The sequence below is a fragment of the Sphingomonas nostoxanthinifaciens genome, assembly GCF_019930585.1.
GTDB lineage: Bacteria > Pseudomonadota > Alphaproteobacteria > Sphingomonadales > Sphingomonadaceae > Sphingomonas_I > Sphingomonas_I nostoxanthinifaciens.
In genome coordinates this window covers 1228978-1242998 of sequence record NZ_CP082839.1, presented here as the reverse complement: position 1 = coordinate 1242998, position 14021 = coordinate 1228978, and the positions used below count along the sequence as shown (strand labels likewise).

Genomic DNA, 14021 nt, shown 5'->3' with positions numbered 1-14021 from the left:
TCGACGGCGACGATGGCCCGAAGACCTATACGGCGCTGTTTGCCTATGGCGCCCAGCGGCCGGCCGATATCACCATCGCCGGGATCGGCGCGGCGGCGGCGAATGGATCAAGGGCGACCCGATCGCGCGGACGCCGACGCGGCTCGCCGAGTTCGTCGCGCAAACCAGCAACGAAACGGGCGGCTTCACGCGGTTCGAGGGAGGTCTGCGCTACTCGGCATTGACCATGCTGGCGCCGTGGCCGACGCACTTCACCGTTGCGCAGGCGGCGGCCTGCGTCGGGCGTCCCGTCGACATCGCCCGCCGAGCCTACGGCGGCCGCATGGGCAACGCCGTGCTGCCGGCGAAGGACGGGTGGCTCTATCGCGGCCGGGGCATGCTCCAGCTGACCGGTAAGGCCGCATAAGCGAAGGATGTCTTTGCAACGAGCGCCTCCGCATCTGCGTCCGACGTCCCATCGTCCGCAGGACGTCATCAATCGCGATGAACTCACCACGTTTGAGGTTGTCGACGAAGGATCCGTAGTCCCGGAGATTGAGGACACCTGCAAGCGATTCGACGCCGGGAGCGGTCCAGTCCCGATCGACATGCAGTGTCTCGCGTCGTGATCGATGGCGGCATATCCCACCCGACTGCTGCCGAGCGCTCTTCCGAGGACTTTGGCCGCCGCGAAGGCGATATCGGCAGGGGTTTCAAGATCCCTCAGAACCTGCGTCAGTTCGACGAGTGCGTTTCGACGAACCTCGGCGGCTTTACGCACGGTGATGTCTATCGCCGTGTCGGCGACCCGCACACATTTCCCGTCGGCGTCGAACACACCGCGGCCTTTGGCCGCAACCCAGCGCTCGATACCGTCTTCCTTGCCGAGCGCCCTATACTCGACGTCGTAGAGACCTCGAAGAACCGGGTCGGCTGCAGATAGATAGGCTTCCGTCGTCGCCGCTCGATCGTCCGGATGTAGCCCGTTGTAGAAGTCCTCCATGGAAACTTCCACGTCAGCCGAGATGCCGAACATCGCTTTCGTGCGAGGCGGCCAGATCAACCTGTCGTTGACGACGTCGACGTCCCAAAGACCGACGTCCGCGTTGTCCACCGCGAGACGCAACCGCTCTTCGCTGACAGCGAGAGCGGCTTGCTCTTCATTGAGCCGGCGCTCTAGCAGCACGCGATCGGTAGTTTCGGGCGTGATGTTGAGGATTGCCGCGACGCTTCCGTCTTCGTCGCGAAGCGCGGAGAGCGAATAGTTGAACCAGGCGGTTTCGGTACCGCCGCCCTCGAGACGCGCCATCTCGAACGGCGCGTCCTCGAAGTAGACGGGGTTGCCGCCCGCTCGAACTCCGTCGAATTGCGGTTGAAGCTCGTCCCAGATCTCGGCCCACACGACCGATCCGGGCTGGCCGAGCGCCGCCGGGTGCTTGGCGGCAAGTATCCTGGGATAGGGGTCGTTGTAGACCAGTGCAAACTCAGGGCCGGACCAGAGGCATATCGGAAAAGGGGAGTCGAAAATCGAACGTGCCATCGTGCGCAGTGCTGGCGACCAGCCGGTAGTCGGACCAACCGGCGTCGCCGACCAATTGAGGCTGCGTGCCAGCGAGCGGACTTCCCCGGGACCAGCGAAGAGTGCAGCGGCGTCGTCAAAGCCGTCCTTCTCAAAGATCAAAGCGCGCCCTCGTCCTCACCATGCCCGCAATTCGATCCCGCTGTCGCTCAGGTCCCCACTTTCGTCCCATGTCGAATAGCACGCGGCGATCCAGCGAATTTCCGGATTGATTTGTTGGGCATAACCGGCTGGTCACGGCGACCGTTCCCCCGAACATGGATAGCTTGGTCGAGCAGCACGCTGCTGTGCTTTCCAGACGTCACCTATATCGCGAGTTTCGCCCGCTGCTCGTCAGTTAGCACGCCCGTTAATCCCGGCACCTCATCCAGCTGACGCGTTTCCGTGAAGCGGCCACGTTCATCGCGATAGCGGACAATCTCGAAGCCGTGGCCCCGCAGCCCGTCCGCGCTATCGAGCTCTTCCGCGGTCGCCACATTGATGTCGATCGGGGACACGGATCAGGACCTCGCCGGCGGCGACATGGGGGCCCCGATCTCGATGGCCTTCGTGAGGCCCTGCGTCGCTTCGAGACGACCAAGGTATGATTGGATGTCCGGGTAGTCGTCGAGCTGGCCGGCCTTGCGCAGCGCGTCGAGAAGATAGCTCATCTGGATGTCGGCGAGGGTCAGGCGCTCTCCCATGAGGTATGTGCGCCCGCGGACGCCCTCCGCGATGTAGGAGAGGGTCTTCTTCAGTTCTGGTGCGGTGAAGCCGGCGAACCCCTGCGAGAGGCCGCCCGTCATCGTGCCCAGCGAGGTGAGCATCACGGGAAGCGCGGCCGAGCTTTCGACGTAGTCGAGCCATTCGTCGTGTATCGCACGATCAGGCGTCCCAGGCGCGGGAACGAGGCGGCCGTCGCCATACTTCTGTTCAAGGTAGCGTAGGATGGCAGCGGATTCCGCAAGGACGAGGTCGTCGTCGACGAGGATCGGCGCTTTGCCGAGGGGATGGACGTCGGCGAGCGCCGCCGGCGCTCTGAAATTCTCGTCACGGTCGTAGGTTTTGAGGTCGTAGTTGAGGCCGAGTTCCTCCAGTAGCAATAGCACGCGGGTCGAGCGGGAGAAGTTGAGGTGATGAAGCGTCAGCATGTACCTGCCCTAGTCTATCTGGCTGCCCCAACGTCCGGCTGTCCACGTCAGTCCCGGCGATCCCTCTAGGGGCCGCTGGATGGCGCCATGAGCCAGGCTACCCACGCCATCTTTGGCGGCTAACCAGAACCAAGCTAACCGCCTCGAGGATGTGAAAAACTCCGCGCCGATCACCATCTTCAGATTATGCAAACGGACAGGTTCGGAGGTTCGCACACGGACCCCTCTCCATTAATTCTCGCATTCGGCGACAGCCTGACGCCCGGTTATGGATTCGGCGCGAACGAGTCGTTCGCGGCGCAACTGGAGGCGTCGATCCGGAACCGCATGCCATTGGCGCGGGTGCAGAACGCGGGCGTTTCCGGCGACACCTCTGGAAGTGCCCTCGCGCGCCTTCCGAGACTGCTCTCTTCGCTTGTTCGCCGGCCGGATCTGGCGATCGTGGAGTTGGGAGCGAACGATTTTCTGCGTGGCTTCCCGCTCGCGCGGACGCGCGCGAACCTCGACGAGATCATCACCGAATTGAGCCGGTGTGGCATCCCTGTGATGCTGGCCGCGATGGAGGCGCCTCGGTTCCTTGGGGCCTTCGCTGAGCAGTGCGACGCGGTATATCAGGGTCTGGCCCGCAAGCACGCGATCCCGGCCGTCCCGTTCTTTCCCGAGGGGGTCCTTGGCAACGCCGGGCTCACGCTTCCTGACCGCATCCACCCGAACGCGGCTGCGATCCGGCTGATCGTTCGGGCAATGCTTCCGGCGGTATGGGACGCGTTGGTCGCGCACCAGGGGATTGCCGCCTGAAGGCGGATATTGGGGCGCAAAGCTGCGTTATTCAAAGCGAGAGGAGGCCGGCGATGGCTGGTGGTTGGACGCGCGACGGCGCGGTGCAGGATCAGATCGACGACACGATCACCGATGCAGTTCTTAGCGCGCGCGCTCGAATGCCGCTGGGTGAAAGTGCCGACTATTGCGACGATTGCGGAGACGAGATCCCGGAACGCCGTCGGCTTGCGCTGCCAGGAACGCGCACATGCGTAGGATGCCAGTCGATCAGGGATGCTTCCTATCGTCCCGCTGGTTTCAATCGTAGGGGCAGCAAGGACAGCCAGCTGCGCTGTCCGGCTTCGATGGCCGCCGTCATGGATGGCGCCAGTGATGATCGAACCAGAATCTGTGATACGGATAGGGCCGATAGAGCCAATGTCCGCCATACCAGATCCAGGGATCATACCAGGAAGGCGCGACATAGACGACGCTCGGCGGTGGTGATGCTGGGTAGAAGGGCTGCGGCGCAGGTCGCACGAGGTATCCCGGCGGACATCCTGGGCTCGTGTTCCGCGCGATAGTGCTTCCTGCCGCGGCGCCCGCGCCGGCTCCGAGCACAGCCGCTGGTAACTGGTCGTGACCACCGGCCAGACCCGTGCCCGCCAGCGCACCGATCAGACCGCCTATGACCGCTCCTGCGGTGGCGTTGTCCTTCCGCTCCGCGATGCAGTTGGCCGATGCCCATCGCTCGGCTGCAGCGGCATATCCGTCGTCCTCCACGCGATCTCGTTCTGACTGGACGTAGCGGGCGCTCCCAGTTTGGTAGCCGGGCGGGGGCGGCACATTGTATTGCGGCGCTGGCGTCGTTCCGGGCGTTTGACTGACCGCCGGCATGCCCATGCCTAGCGACAGCAGAAGCGGCAGGGCGGAACCGTCGCAAAGACGCTTGAACATTGCTTGCTCCGTTAAGGCGCGGTTTGGCGTCCCTCCGGTCTGGCCCGTCGCGGTATGTGCTCACTGACATAGGTCAGCGTCTGCGTCTGATGGCCATAAGTCCCTGTCGGGAACGCGATCGCGCGGTGCAGGTTGTCGTCGCGATCCTCGAAGAAGGGCTGGTGGAGATTGGCGCAGTCGGCGTTTGGTGATGGATGTCCTAAGGGCTCGAATACTCGCCGTCTCGTACTGCGCTGCGCCTTTACCTTTTCGGTCGTCGCGGCTCCGCTCGGGGGATGCCACCGTGTTCCGCACAACGCACCGGTCAAAGCCTTCGACACGATTGCGGCCACACCGCAGGAGACGGTGATCGCCGTGCCGATCAGCGCTAAGCTCGGGAACCTCGCGCTCGCATTGAACAAGGCGGTTCCGAAGCAGCTGTGGTCGATCGACAAGCCCGACCAGCTCTGCGTGCCTTCCAAGCGGGTGAAGGTGCTGTTCGCACACGTCAAGACGCCAGACCTGAAGTGCCGGATCGTTGGCGAAGTTACCCGCGGCGCGATCGCGATCTCCGGCGCGGGCAAGGACATCGTCGTGTCGATCCCCGTGCACGCGACGGTCAGCGCCAAGGATGTCGGTGGCGTTCTGAAGCAGGAGACGGCGCAGGCCGACGCGCACGTCCGCGCCCGGCTACGCCCCGACCTGTCTGACGACTGGACGCCACGCGCGACGGCCGCGATCGCCTACGATTGGATTGATGCCCCGCACGTCAAGTTCCTCGGCCAGCGCATAGAATTCACCAGCAAGGCGGACGACAAGCTGAAGGGCGTCATCTCGAAGCTCCAGCGGTCACTCCCGGAGGAACTAAGGAAGCTGCGTTTCCGCGACCGCGTCGAGGACGCTTGGCGTGGCGCCTTCACGTCGGTGCAGCTGAACGAGAGCAACCCGCCGGTCTGGATGCAGATCAAGCCGCACGAGCTCGCTTATGGGGGCTACGCGATAAGCGGTGATCGTCTGACCCTGAACCTCGGGATGAGGGCGTCGACCGAGACGTTCGTCGGTCCTCGCCCGGCGGATCCGTCCGCCACGCCTCTACCGCCGCTTCGGCATGTCGCCGAGAAGGCAAGCCGCGTGCTGTTCACGATACCGGTCATAGCCGACTACAGGGAGCTCGAGCCGGTGCTGGCCAAGGCGCTGGCGAAGCGCTCCCAGCGGCCGTTCCAAATACCTGGCCTCGGCCCGGTCAATGCAACGTTCGGAAAGGTGGAGGCCTACGGGACGACCGGCGGCCGTATCGCGGTAGGTCTGACCTTCAGCGCAGCCCGTCCGGGAAGCACGCCCTCCCACGGCACCATCTGGTTGACCGCGCGCCCGGTCAACGAGGTGAACAGCCGCCAGATCGGCTTCGCAGATCTCGAAGTCAGCGGCGTCACCGACTCGACCGGCGCCGGGCTGCTCATCAAGCTGGCGAACACGCCCGGTCTCTCCGGAACGATCGCGAGCGCCCTGATGCAGAACTTCAGCAACGACTACGACAAGCTGCTGTCGAAGGTCGGGCAGGCGGTTTCCGAGAAGCGCGTTGGCGATCTGGTCGTGCGAGCCCACATCACCGACGTCCGCACCGGCCGCATCTTCGCTGCAGGCCAAGGCGTCTACCTACCGGTCTGGGGCAAAGGCACCGCCAGCATCGAGCTCGCCCCGACAGCCGTCTCGAAGTAGCTGTTCGGAGCGAGGGCGGTCGGTCAGTTTTGGCCAGACAGGACCTCGACCAGCTTCTCCACTCTTGCAATTCTTGCTGCCGGGTCCTCGATGCGCTCCGGCAGCAGCAGGCGGCCCTTCTTCTTCTCGATACCCACGGATTCTGCATCGCGATCGAAGTCGTTGCGGGGTGTCAGCGCGACGGCGGCCGGACCTGCGTCTATCCGCGAGATTCGCGCAGCGCGGGCTGCGACGCGGATGCGCGCGATCCTGAGCAGCGTTTCCGCCTCCGGCGGCATCGTTCCGAACCTATCCTCGAGTTCGTCGGCGAATACCTGAAGCCCCTCGCCGTCCTCGATGCGGGCCAACCGACAGTAGAGCGTCACCCGAAGCTCCTCGTCAGGCAGCCAGCTCTCCGGGAATCTACCGACGGCGCCGAGATTGAGCTCAGGGCTCCAGCGCTCGGTGCCCTCGCCGCGCGACGCGCGGATGGAGGCCTCGAGGAGGTGCTGATAGAGATCGATGCCTATCAGCTTCATGTGCCCGGCTTGGGCCTCGCCGAGCAGGTCGCCCGCCCCGCGCATGTCGAGATCCTGCGCGCTGATCGCGAAACCGGCGCCCAGGCGGTCGAACGCCTCAAGCGTGCGCAGCCGCTTGAGGGTGCGTGGGGCGATCTCCGCGGACGGATCGGTGAGCAGCAGAACCTGCCCACGACGGCTGCCCCTCCCGACGCGACCACGAAGTTGATGGAGCTGGGACAACCCGAAGCGGTCCGCGCGCCAGATGACCATCGTGTTAGCGCGAGGGACGTCGAGTCCGGCCTCGATGATGTTGGTTGCCAGGAGAACGTCGCCGTCGCCTCGACCGAACCGGACCATGGCGTCGTCGATCTCCAGCGCGGGCATCTTTCCATGCGCCTGTACCAGTTCGAGCTCCGGGACGATCTTTTCAAGCTGGGCGGCTAGCGCCGCCATGTCCTCGATCCTGGGTACGACGACGAAGCTCTGGCCGCCCCGGCTCTTCTCGCGCAGCAGCGCGGTCCGGACCGTCTCCGGCACGAATGGTCCAACCGAGGTGCGGATGGGTTGCCGTCGCGCGGGAGGCGTGGCGATCACCGATAGTTGCTGAAGGCCGACGAGGGCGGTTTGCAGGGTTCGCGGGATCGGGGTGGCGGAGAGTGTAAGCACGTGCCCCGCGCCAAGCTCGCGCATCCGTGCCTTGTCGGCGGCGCCGAAACGCTGCTCCTCATCGATGATTACGAGCGCGAGATCCTTGTAGGCCACGCCCTTGGCGGCAACGGCGCCCGTTCCGACCACGACACCGATCGAACCGTCAGCGAGACCGACCTTCACCTGCTTCTTCTCGGCAGCTGTCGAGAGGCGGAACAATCCCGCCACGACGATGCCCGTGCCTTCGAACCGCTCGGTGAAGCTCTCGATGTGCTGACGGGCTAGAACGGTCGTCGGAGCGGCGACCGCGACCTGTCGCCCTGCAAGCGCAGCGATGGCCGCGGCGCGCAGTGCGACCTCGGTCTTGCCGTAACCCACGTCCCCAACGACCAGCCGGTCCATCGGTCGGCCGGACGCGAGGTCGTCGCGCACGGCTTCTATCGCCCGAGCCTGATCGATGGTCTCGCTGAACGGGAAACCAGCAGCGAACCGCTCATAGGCGTCGGCTGCCGGTTCCAGCTTCGGAGCCGTTCGTTTGGCGCGTTCCGCAGCGAGCTTCGTCAGTCCACGCGCGCTTTCCGCGATCGCTGCGTCAATGGCACCGCGACGCTTTTCCCAGCTTCCGCCATCGAGTTTGTCCAGCGTGACGGCATCCGCCTCCGCACCATAGCGCCAGATGCGGTCCGCCTTCGCCACGGGCACGAGGCGTATTCCGCCGTCCGCGAAGGTCAGGGCGATGGCATCGCCGGAGTCAGCGCCGTCGACCTCGGGCATCCTCTCGGGACCGGCAACGATCGAGATGCCGTGATCCTCGTGGACGACCACGTCTCCGATCCGGATCTGCCCGAAGGAGAACAGGGTGGTGTCGGCCGTCGCCGTCAGGGCATCCCCACGCTCTGCCCGGCTGCCCAACAGATCCGCAGCGGCAACGACCAGCACGCCCTCGCGGTTGAAGCCGCGCTCGATTGGCATGTTAAGGGCGAGCATCGAACCGGGTTCTGCAGAGGCGATCTCCGCCCAAGACCCCACATGATCAACTGACCGCTTCATCGCCGAGGCTACTCGTCTGGAGATGAACCGCAGGTCGCGGTCGCTGCCGAGGAGCGCGATCTTCAGGCCAGCCTCCGCCGCCGCCGTTGCAGCTTCGGCATAGGCTTGCAGCGGACGTTTGGCCTCAACGAAGCGCGGCGGAGGTTCGCTTGCCGGTTGGAGTTCAGTCACCATCCGACCTGAAAGCGCTTTGCGCCAGAGGGGGTCTGTCGCCACGTCGCGCACCGCGCGTTTTGGACGGCGGCGCGCGGCGTCCTGTGCCAGCGCGATGAACCGCTTTCGACGATCGTCAGCGGCGGGAGGGATTATTACGCTGGCATTGGGCAGATGATCCAGCAACGTCACGGCCGTCTCACCAAGCGGTGGTTCGGCCACGCGACCGAGCTCCCGCCGATCGCATTCCGACGTCGTGCGCTGATCGGCCGGGTCGTAGATGCGGATAGCGGCCACGCGCCCCTCGCTCGCCTCGACACGGAGCGGCGCGTCGGCGTCCGCCGGATAGACGTCGAGGACCTGTCCGCGCAGTCCGATCTCGCCCGGCTCGTCTACACGTTCGTCTGGAATGTAGCCGATTTCTTCCAATTGTTTGAAGAGCTCCCCCAGATCGACTACCTCGCCCACCACGACCCGCGGGAGCACCGTGTCGAAGGCGGCAGGCGCGGAATAGAGGCGGCCGAGAGCCTCGCCCGTTGTGATGCATACGATGCGGGGTCGTTCAGGCTCCGCCAGCAGTTGTCTGATCCGAAGCAGTGTAGAGACCCGTCGGCCGACGTTGGCCGGGGATGCGGGTGCGTCATCACCCGGCAGCGCGTCGCTGCTCGGGCAGAAGAGGACGGCGGCTTCAGGTAGGGCTGCCATCAGCGCCTGCGTGATCGCCATCCCTCGCTGTTCGTCCGCGGCAGCGAAGAGGATGTCCCCTTCTATCGACAGCCTCGCCAGATCGACGGCTGTTTCACCGATGCCAAGCGTCGCCGTCGGCTGCGACGCCGATAGAATGGCATCGGCTCCTGCGGTCATACCTGTCTCCCCAGAAGGGGCATATCTCCCCATGTCGAGGCGCCACGAACGGGCCAGCGATAGGCACGTTCCGCGATACTGATCGACATCAGTCCGTTTTGCCCGAGCGAGGTAATTGTTGCTGGCAGCAACAGTCGAGGAGGAACGCGCGACTTCGCTACGCGCTTGGCAACACTTGGCAAATCAAGTGTTGAAGGACGAGGTTGATGGCAAGCAGTCCGACGTCAATGCGCGGGTCCCGTCGGCTGGCGATCGGAAGGCCATCCTCGAAGCCGCCAAGACGTTGAAGATGGCCCGGTCCACTCACGCCTACGTCCGCGGCAACACCATCAAGTTCTACGAGTGGCTCGCCGCGTCTCCGGCAGCGAAGAGGTTGCCGCAGGGCCCGGCGATTTGGATCTGTGGAGACTGCCATCTCGGCAACCTCGGCCCGCTCAGCGATCGACAGCACTTCCATCCGGGCGCACCAGTAGGCTGCGACGGCAAAAAAGGGGGTCTAGATCATTGTCTCGGTCGCAGCCGAGGCGGGCTCACGACCAAGATCCACGTTGTCGTCGATGCGCAGGGGCTCCCGATCCGGCTCGGTTTCACCGCAGGGCAGACGCACGACGGGCAGATCGTAGACCGCCTGCTCGACCACCTTGGTCCGCGCACCATCATACTGGCGGACAAGGCGTATGACGCCGATCGCATCCGCGAACTGATCCAGGACCAGGACGCCACGCCCAACATCCCGCCGAAGAGCAACCGCAAGTGGAAGCCCTGCTTCAGCAAGCGCCTATATCGCGAGCGCAACCTGATCGAGCGGTTCTTCTCGAAGCTGAAGCACTTCCGCCGCGTCAGCACCCGCTACGACAAGCTCGCCGCCAACTTCCTCGTAATGGTCCAGCTCGCCTCGATGCGTCTGTGGCTTCGCGCTTATGAGTCTACGGCCTAGCCTTTCACCAGCGACGCCTGACGAGCGTGCGATAGGAACGCGCGCGCCTGCGCCCCGAGTCGGCGGCACCGGCGACCATCAGCGTGCCGACGATCGTCTCGACCATCGTGGCGATAAAGCCGTCGACCGAGCCCTGGTCGACAATCCCGCGCGTCACCAGAGCGGAGCCGGCGGCGACGAGGGCGTGGCGGACGAGGGACGCGAGCAGGGCATGCACGGCCGTGGCGGCCGGCGCGTAATGTTCGTTCATGGCTGGGCCTTTCACGGGATGATAAGCAGATTGACCCGGCCCGCTGGCCAGGATGGATGAGGTTCACCGATGAAGTTGCGGGCGATGCTGACACATATCTCTACGATGATAGCCAACTTCGCCGCCCATCCCGCCGTGCAGGTCGCTGTGTTGATCGGCAGCGTTCTCTGGCTCGTGTTAGGTTGGTCAGAGAACTCGCTGGCCTCTGCGATGACGATTGGCGGCTTCATCCTCACTCAGATGGTGCTCAATCAGCAGCGTCGGCGCGAAAACGCGCTTCATCTAAAAATCGATGAGATGCTCATCGCTATGAAGGGCGCGCGCAACGAACTGGCGGGCAGTGAGCAAGCTGCTGAAGAGGAGATCGAACGCCTACGCGAAGGGCACAACGTGCAGGCTGCTGACGACGTGTCATGAGGTTTTGCGCGCTGAAGGCCAGGCTGGGATAACAATCGGCCGCCGATTGTTATCTCAACCCTCTGTCTTGAGTAAACGCAGCATGTCACGCTTCTTGATCAAATTTGATGGCACGGACGAACAGCTTGAGGGCGATTATGCCTCCGTAGACGAGGCGCGCAACGCAGCGATTTCGATCCTCGGCGAGTACCTTCAGAAAACTCCCGAATTTGCCTATCGGCAACATTGGCGGGTTGATGTTCGAGACCACGCTCAACGCTTGGTATTCCATGTGATCGTTGCGACTGTAGCCGCGCCTCCGCCGATCAACTGGGAGTCGTTCGACAAAAAGCCTTCGACATACATCAAAGACGGCCGACCTCTCGGACGCTAACCTGCCAGCACTTTTCGCATCCGCGCGCGGATTGCAGCGACCTTGGCGAGGCCGATCGTTCCGCCGTTGGTGAGCTGGCGGGCCTTGGCGAGGTTGTCGGCGTCGACCGCAGCGTTGACCCCAACGACCCGCCAGAACTCGCGCGCGATGACGAAGCTGTCCTCCGGATCGGCGGCGAGATCGGGTTGCCGAGCAGGTCGAGCCCGACCATCTGGCCGAACCGCGCATAGGCTGCCTTGCCCGTCTGCTGAAGCATGCCCCGGCCGCGATAGAGCCATCCGTCCTTCGCTGGCGGCGCGGCGTTCCCCATGCGGCCGCCATAGGCTCGACACGCGATCTCAACGGGCCGCCCCACGCATGCCGCCGCCTGCGCAGCGGTGAAGTGCGTCGGCCACTGCGCCAGCATGGTCGCTGCCGAATAGCGCAAATCCTCCTCGAACCGCGTGAAGCCCCCGGTCTCGTTGCAGGTCTGCGCCACGAACTCGGCGAGCCGCGCCGGAGTCTGCGCGATCGCATCGCCCCTGATCCACTTCGCCGCCGCCGCGCCGATTGCGGCGATGGTGATGTCGGCCGGCCGCTGGGTTGCATAGGCGAACACCGCCGTATAGGTCTTCGGGCCATCGTCGCCGTCGGTCGCACCCGCGTAATAGCAGGCGCGCGAGGCGCTGGCCGGGCGATGCCCTTCCAGTCGATGATAGCCGTCTACAATGTAAGGGCAGTGTCAGGGCGGTTGCGCACATTCGGGAAGCTTGGCCGCCTTCCTCTTGGGGGCCAGGAAGTGCCCCGCCGCACCCCCGCGCGGCGGGGTGCGACGCTCAGTCTTGCTGATCGAGCGTCCGCAGCAACTCGATCTGATCTCCGGAGGCCGCGATTGAGCCGGGCGCCGATACTGCGAGCGAAGCGCTGAGCCGATCGGGTTCTCGTCAGGGATCACGTCGATGCGCACATTGTCAGGTGCGCCGCTGCCGGCCGGCACCTTGACGACGTCGCCCGCGATGGAAGCGCGCGTGAACTGATCCAGCTGCGCCTCAGCCGCTCTCATGAACCGCGAGCGCAAGAGCTTGATCAGGCGGTCGGATGAGACTGCCGCGAGCGCCGAGCAGAACGCGCGCACGTCGCCGTGCAGGTCGAACTTGTCGGAGATGATGACCGCGAACAGGCCGACCAGCCCGAGCAGCAGAGCGTCGCCGAGCATCGCGCGCCAGCTGAGCCGCCGCCCTTCGCCGAGCGCGAGGCCATAGCGAGCCGCCGTGCCGATCATCAGCCCTGCGCCGATCGCCCCATAGCGGCCCGCAGCGTCCGCCTGCCAGGTCAACGGAACACCCATGCCGCAGCGACCAGCGCCATGACGATCGCTGCGTTGACTGCCATGCCGCGATGCACGCGGGCGAGGCCGATCTCACGTTTGAGCGCGCGTGTGCCGAGCAGCAGGATGAGCGCGGCGCACATGGTCGCGATTGCCATGATCTCGATGCCGTCACCGATGAGCGGCGGCCACGGTGTGCCGAGCAGGCCCGGCAGGAAGGCCGGACCGAACAGCCAGATCCCGACCGCCGTGACCGCGGTCGTGAGGCTGCGATAGCGATCCAGAACCGTGGTCGATCGCCCTTGGGCGCCCCAGCTCAGCACGACCATGCTTGCGAGAAGGAATAGCGCGAGACGCAAACCAATGCGGGTTGCCTCAATCCATGCAGGCGCGCTCACTCTCCCGGCTGCCTGCCGGGAGATGGTTCGATCATCATCGCAGTGTTCTCCAGCCGGCTAAAGGCGCGGCGAGCGAGGTCGTCGATGGGGATGCGCTCCCCGCGCAGATGCCGGTGAGCGCGCCCTCGATCCCAGCTCGGCGCGCTTCATTGCATCCGTTTTGGATGATATCTGCGCGGCAAGGTCGCCCGAGCGTCCCATTCCGACTATTGGTGTCCCACAGCGAGTCGCTGGGGCAAAGGGATGGAGCGCGGCAATACTGGACCGCCGCGCTCCATTTCGCGAGTAAGGCAGCGCGCTCAGGCCGGTCCGGAAGCTCTGAGTGAAGCGCCGTGCCAGCATCCACTGCCCATTGCCGTTGCCGGCCGTTTTGGACGGGTGCACGCCGTCGGACTGGATATCCCAATCGGCATTGCCGTCGCCCTTGAGGTTGCCGACGTTGCCGGTACCGACCACCCACGGGCTCGGATCGGTGTTGATCCGGATGAACATGGAGAGCGGGTCCGTCCAGCTGTCGAACGATGCCTTGATGACATTCTCGCGGTTCGCGAGCGTGGTAGCCAGCTGGCCCGGCGACATCCAGGGCCCGCAAACGACGATCAGGGCCTTCGGATAGGCGGCGCGCACCGTTTGCCAGCAGGTCAGCGCCGCCGCAGCCGTCGGCGCCGAGCTGCCCGCATCGTTGTAGCCGTAAGCCACGACGACGACGTGGGCGCGCCGCGAGCCGATCCGCGCGAACGTCTAAATCGCGGTCGAGCCGTTAACGCCGGTGGTCACGTAGCCGGAGCCGGGCAGCGAGAAGAGCTGCACGTTCTTCCAGCCGAGGAAGTGGCCGACGAGCTGCAAGAAGGCTTCCGGCTTGAACGATCCGCCGCCGCCCGCGACATAGCTGTCGCCAAGGATCAGCGCGTTGACCTGGTTTGCGCTTTGCGGCGCCCACACACCTTCGGTCGGCAGCACCGCCACGCCGTTGAGCGACGGGGTCAACACCGCCGTCTCGATCATGATCGTGCGAACCTTCCG

Annotated in this window: 15 protein-coding genes and 3 pseudogenes; 7 read left to right on the top strand and 11 right to left on the bottom strand. The window is 64.9% G+C overall.

Annotated features, from left to right (window positions below; genetic code table 11):
* Positions 1 to 43: 43 nt before the first annotated feature.
* From K8P63_RS05945 to K8P63_RS05935, 3 genes are all read right to left on the bottom strand, one after another.
* The gene (locus tag K8P63_RS05945) at positions 44 to 1660 is read right to left on the bottom strand and encodes a PAS domain-containing protein (RefSeq protein ID WP_223798906.1); all 1617 of its coding nucleotides are present in this window, start codon (positions 1658 to 1660) and stop codon (positions 44 to 46) included.
* 203 nt (positions 1661 to 1863) lie between these two features.
* Complete coding sequence (locus tag K8P63_RS05940; RefSeq protein ID WP_223798905.1) at positions 1864 to 2055, bottom strand: helix-hairpin-helix domain-containing protein; 192 nt, start codon at positions 2053 to 2055, stop codon at positions 1864 to 1866.
* 3 nt (positions 2056 to 2058) lie between these two features.
* Positions 2059 to 2688: a glutathione S-transferase family protein gene (locus tag K8P63_RS05935; RefSeq protein ID WP_223798904.1), complete on the bottom strand. Its 630-nt coding sequence runs from the start codon at positions 2686 to 2688 to the stop codon at positions 2059 to 2061.
* Positions 2689 to 2874: 186 nt separating this feature from the next.
* Here K8P63_RS05935 and K8P63_RS05930 point away from each other — a divergent pair, with 186 nt between their 5' ends.
* Complete coding sequence (locus K8P63_RS05930; protein ID WP_223798903.1) at positions 2875 to 3486, top strand: arylesterase; 612 nt, start codon at positions 2875 to 2877, stop codon at positions 3484 to 3486.
* Between the two features lie 53 nt (positions 3487 to 3539).
* Positions 3540 to 3800: pseudogene (locus K8P63_RS05925) on the top strand (DksA/TraR family C4-type zinc finger protein); the annotation flags it as partial.
* Positions 3801 to 3822: 22 nt separating this feature from the next.
* Here K8P63_RS05925 and K8P63_RS05920 read toward each other — a convergent pair.
* Complete coding sequence (locus K8P63_RS05920; protein ID WP_223799935.1) at positions 3823 to 4404, bottom strand: hypothetical protein; 582 nt, start codon at positions 4402 to 4404, stop codon at positions 3823 to 3825.
* A gap of 168 nt (positions 4405 to 4572) precedes the next feature.
* Here K8P63_RS05920 and K8P63_RS05915 point away from each other — a divergent pair, with 168 nt between their 5' ends.
* The gene (locus K8P63_RS05915) at positions 4573 to 6102 is read left to right on the top strand and encodes a DUF4403 family protein (RefSeq protein WP_223798902.1); all 1530 of its coding nucleotides are present in this window, start codon (positions 4573 to 4575) and stop codon (positions 6100 to 6102) included.
* Positions 6103 to 6125: 23 nt separating this feature from the next.
* Here the strand turns inward: K8P63_RS05915 and K8P63_RS05910 are convergent, their stop codons facing one another.
* Complete coding sequence (locus K8P63_RS05910; protein ID WP_223798901.1) at positions 6126 to 9317, bottom strand: TRCF domain-containing protein; 3192 nt, start codon at positions 9315 to 9317, stop codon at positions 6126 to 6128.
* Between the two features lie 289 nt (positions 9318 to 9606).
* On the opposite strand from K8P63_RS05910, the pseudogene K8P63_RS20750 reads away from it, so the two are divergent.
* Both K8P63_RS20750 and K8P63_RS05900 read left to right on the top strand, forming a co-directional pair.
* A pseudogene (locus K8P63_RS20750) lies at positions 9607 to 9699 on the top strand (hypothetical protein); the annotation flags it as partial.
* A gap of 58 nt (positions 9700 to 9757) precedes the next feature.
* Positions 9758 to 10254, top strand: a pseudogene (locus K8P63_RS05900) (IS5 family transposase); the annotation flags it as partial.
* Positions 10255 to 10258: 4 nt separating this feature from the next.
* Here K8P63_RS05900 and K8P63_RS05895 read toward each other — a convergent pair.
* Positions 10259 to 10504 (bottom strand): Pam3-gp28 family putative phage holin, encoded by a 246-nt coding sequence (locus K8P63_RS05895; RefSeq protein WP_223798900.1) that lies wholly within the window; start codon positions 10502 to 10504, stop codon positions 10259 to 10261.
* A gap of 69 nt (positions 10505 to 10573) precedes the next feature.
* On the opposite strand from K8P63_RS05895, the gene K8P63_RS05890 reads away from it, so the two are divergent.
* Positions 10574 to 10921, top strand: coding sequence for a low affinity iron permease family protein (locus tag K8P63_RS05890; protein WP_223798899.1), 348 nt, complete (start codon positions 10574 to 10576; stop codon positions 10919 to 10921).
* Between the two features lie 82 nt (positions 10922 to 11003).
* The gene (locus K8P63_RS05885; RefSeq protein WP_223798898.1) at positions 11004 to 11294 is read left to right on the top strand and encodes a DUF6894 family protein; all 291 of its coding nucleotides are present in this window, start codon (positions 11004 to 11006) and stop codon (positions 11292 to 11294) included.
* On the opposite strand, the gene K8P63_RS05880 is transcribed toward K8P63_RS05885, so the two are convergent.
* The 5 genes from K8P63_RS05880 to K8P63_RS05860 all read right to left on the bottom strand — a co-directional run bounded on the left by K8P63_RS05880 (position 11266) and on the right by K8P63_RS05860 (position 14003).
* Complete coding sequence (locus tag K8P63_RS05880) at positions 11266 to 11892, bottom strand: hypothetical protein (protein WP_223798897.1); 627 nt, start codon at positions 11890 to 11892, stop codon at positions 11266 to 11268. The genes K8P63_RS05885 and K8P63_RS05880 overlap by 29 nt on opposite strands.
* 123 nt (positions 11893 to 12015) lie before the next feature.
* Entirely contained in the window at positions 12016 to 12555 is a 540-nt protein-coding gene (locus K8P63_RS05875; RefSeq protein ID WP_223798896.1) for a phage holin family protein, read from the bottom strand.
* A 50-nt stretch (positions 12556 to 12605) separates the two neighbouring features.
* Entirely contained in the window at positions 12606 to 12923 is a 318-nt protein-coding gene (locus K8P63_RS05870) for a hypothetical protein (RefSeq protein WP_223798895.1), read from the bottom strand.
* A 132-nt stretch (positions 12924 to 13055) separates the two neighbouring features.
* Positions 13056 to 13697 carry a hypothetical protein gene (locus tag K8P63_RS05865; protein ID WP_223798894.1) on the bottom strand — a complete coding sequence of 214 codons (642 nt, stop codon included), beginning with the start codon at positions 13695 to 13697 and terminating at the stop codon, positions 13056 to 13058.
* A gap of 42 nt (positions 13698 to 13739) precedes the next feature.
* A complete protein-coding gene (locus K8P63_RS05860; protein ID WP_223798893.1) occupies positions 13740 to 14003 on the bottom strand; it encodes a hypothetical protein in 264 nt (87 codons plus the stop codon).
* Positions 14004 to 14021: the final 18 nt, after the last annotated feature.

What these genes read in the sequence shown, in the direction of transcription:
- K8P63_RS05935 (WP_223798904.1), bottom strand. Translation starts at nt 2,688, where the DNA reads ATGCTGACGCTTCATCACCTCAACTTCTCCCGCTCGACCCGCGTGCTA.
- K8P63_RS05930 (WP_223798903.1), top strand. Translation starts at nt 2,875, where the DNA reads ATGCAAACGGACAGGTTCGGAGGTTCGCACACGGACCCCTCTCCATTA.
- K8P63_RS05920 (WP_223799935.1), bottom strand. Translation starts at nt 4,404, where the DNA reads ATGTTCAAGCGTCTTTGCGACGGTTCCGCCCTGCCGCTTCTGCTGTCG.
- K8P63_RS05910 (WP_223798901.1), bottom strand. Translation starts at nt 9,317, where the DNA reads ATGACCGCAGGAGCCGATGCCATTCTATCGGCGTCGCAGCCGACGGCG.
- K8P63_RS05895 (WP_223798900.1), bottom strand. Translation starts at nt 10,504, where the DNA reads ATGAACGAACATTACGCGCCGGCCGCCACGGCCGTGCATGCCCTGCTC.
- K8P63_RS05890 (WP_223798899.1), top strand. Translation starts at nt 10,574, where the DNA reads ATGAAGTTGCGGGCGATGCTGACACATATCTCTACGATGATAGCCAAC.
- K8P63_RS05885 (WP_223798898.1), top strand. Translation starts at nt 11,004, where the DNA reads ATGTCACGCTTCTTGATCAAATTTGATGGCACGGACGAACAGCTTGAG.
- K8P63_RS05875 (WP_223798896.1), bottom strand. Translation starts at nt 12,555, where the DNA reads ATGATCGGCACGGCGGCTCGCTATGGCCTCGCGCTCGGCGAAGGGCGG.
- K8P63_RS05860 (WP_223798893.1), bottom strand. Translation starts at nt 14,003, where the DNA reads ATGATCGAGACGGCGGTGTTGACCCCGTCGCTCAACGGCGTGGCGGTG.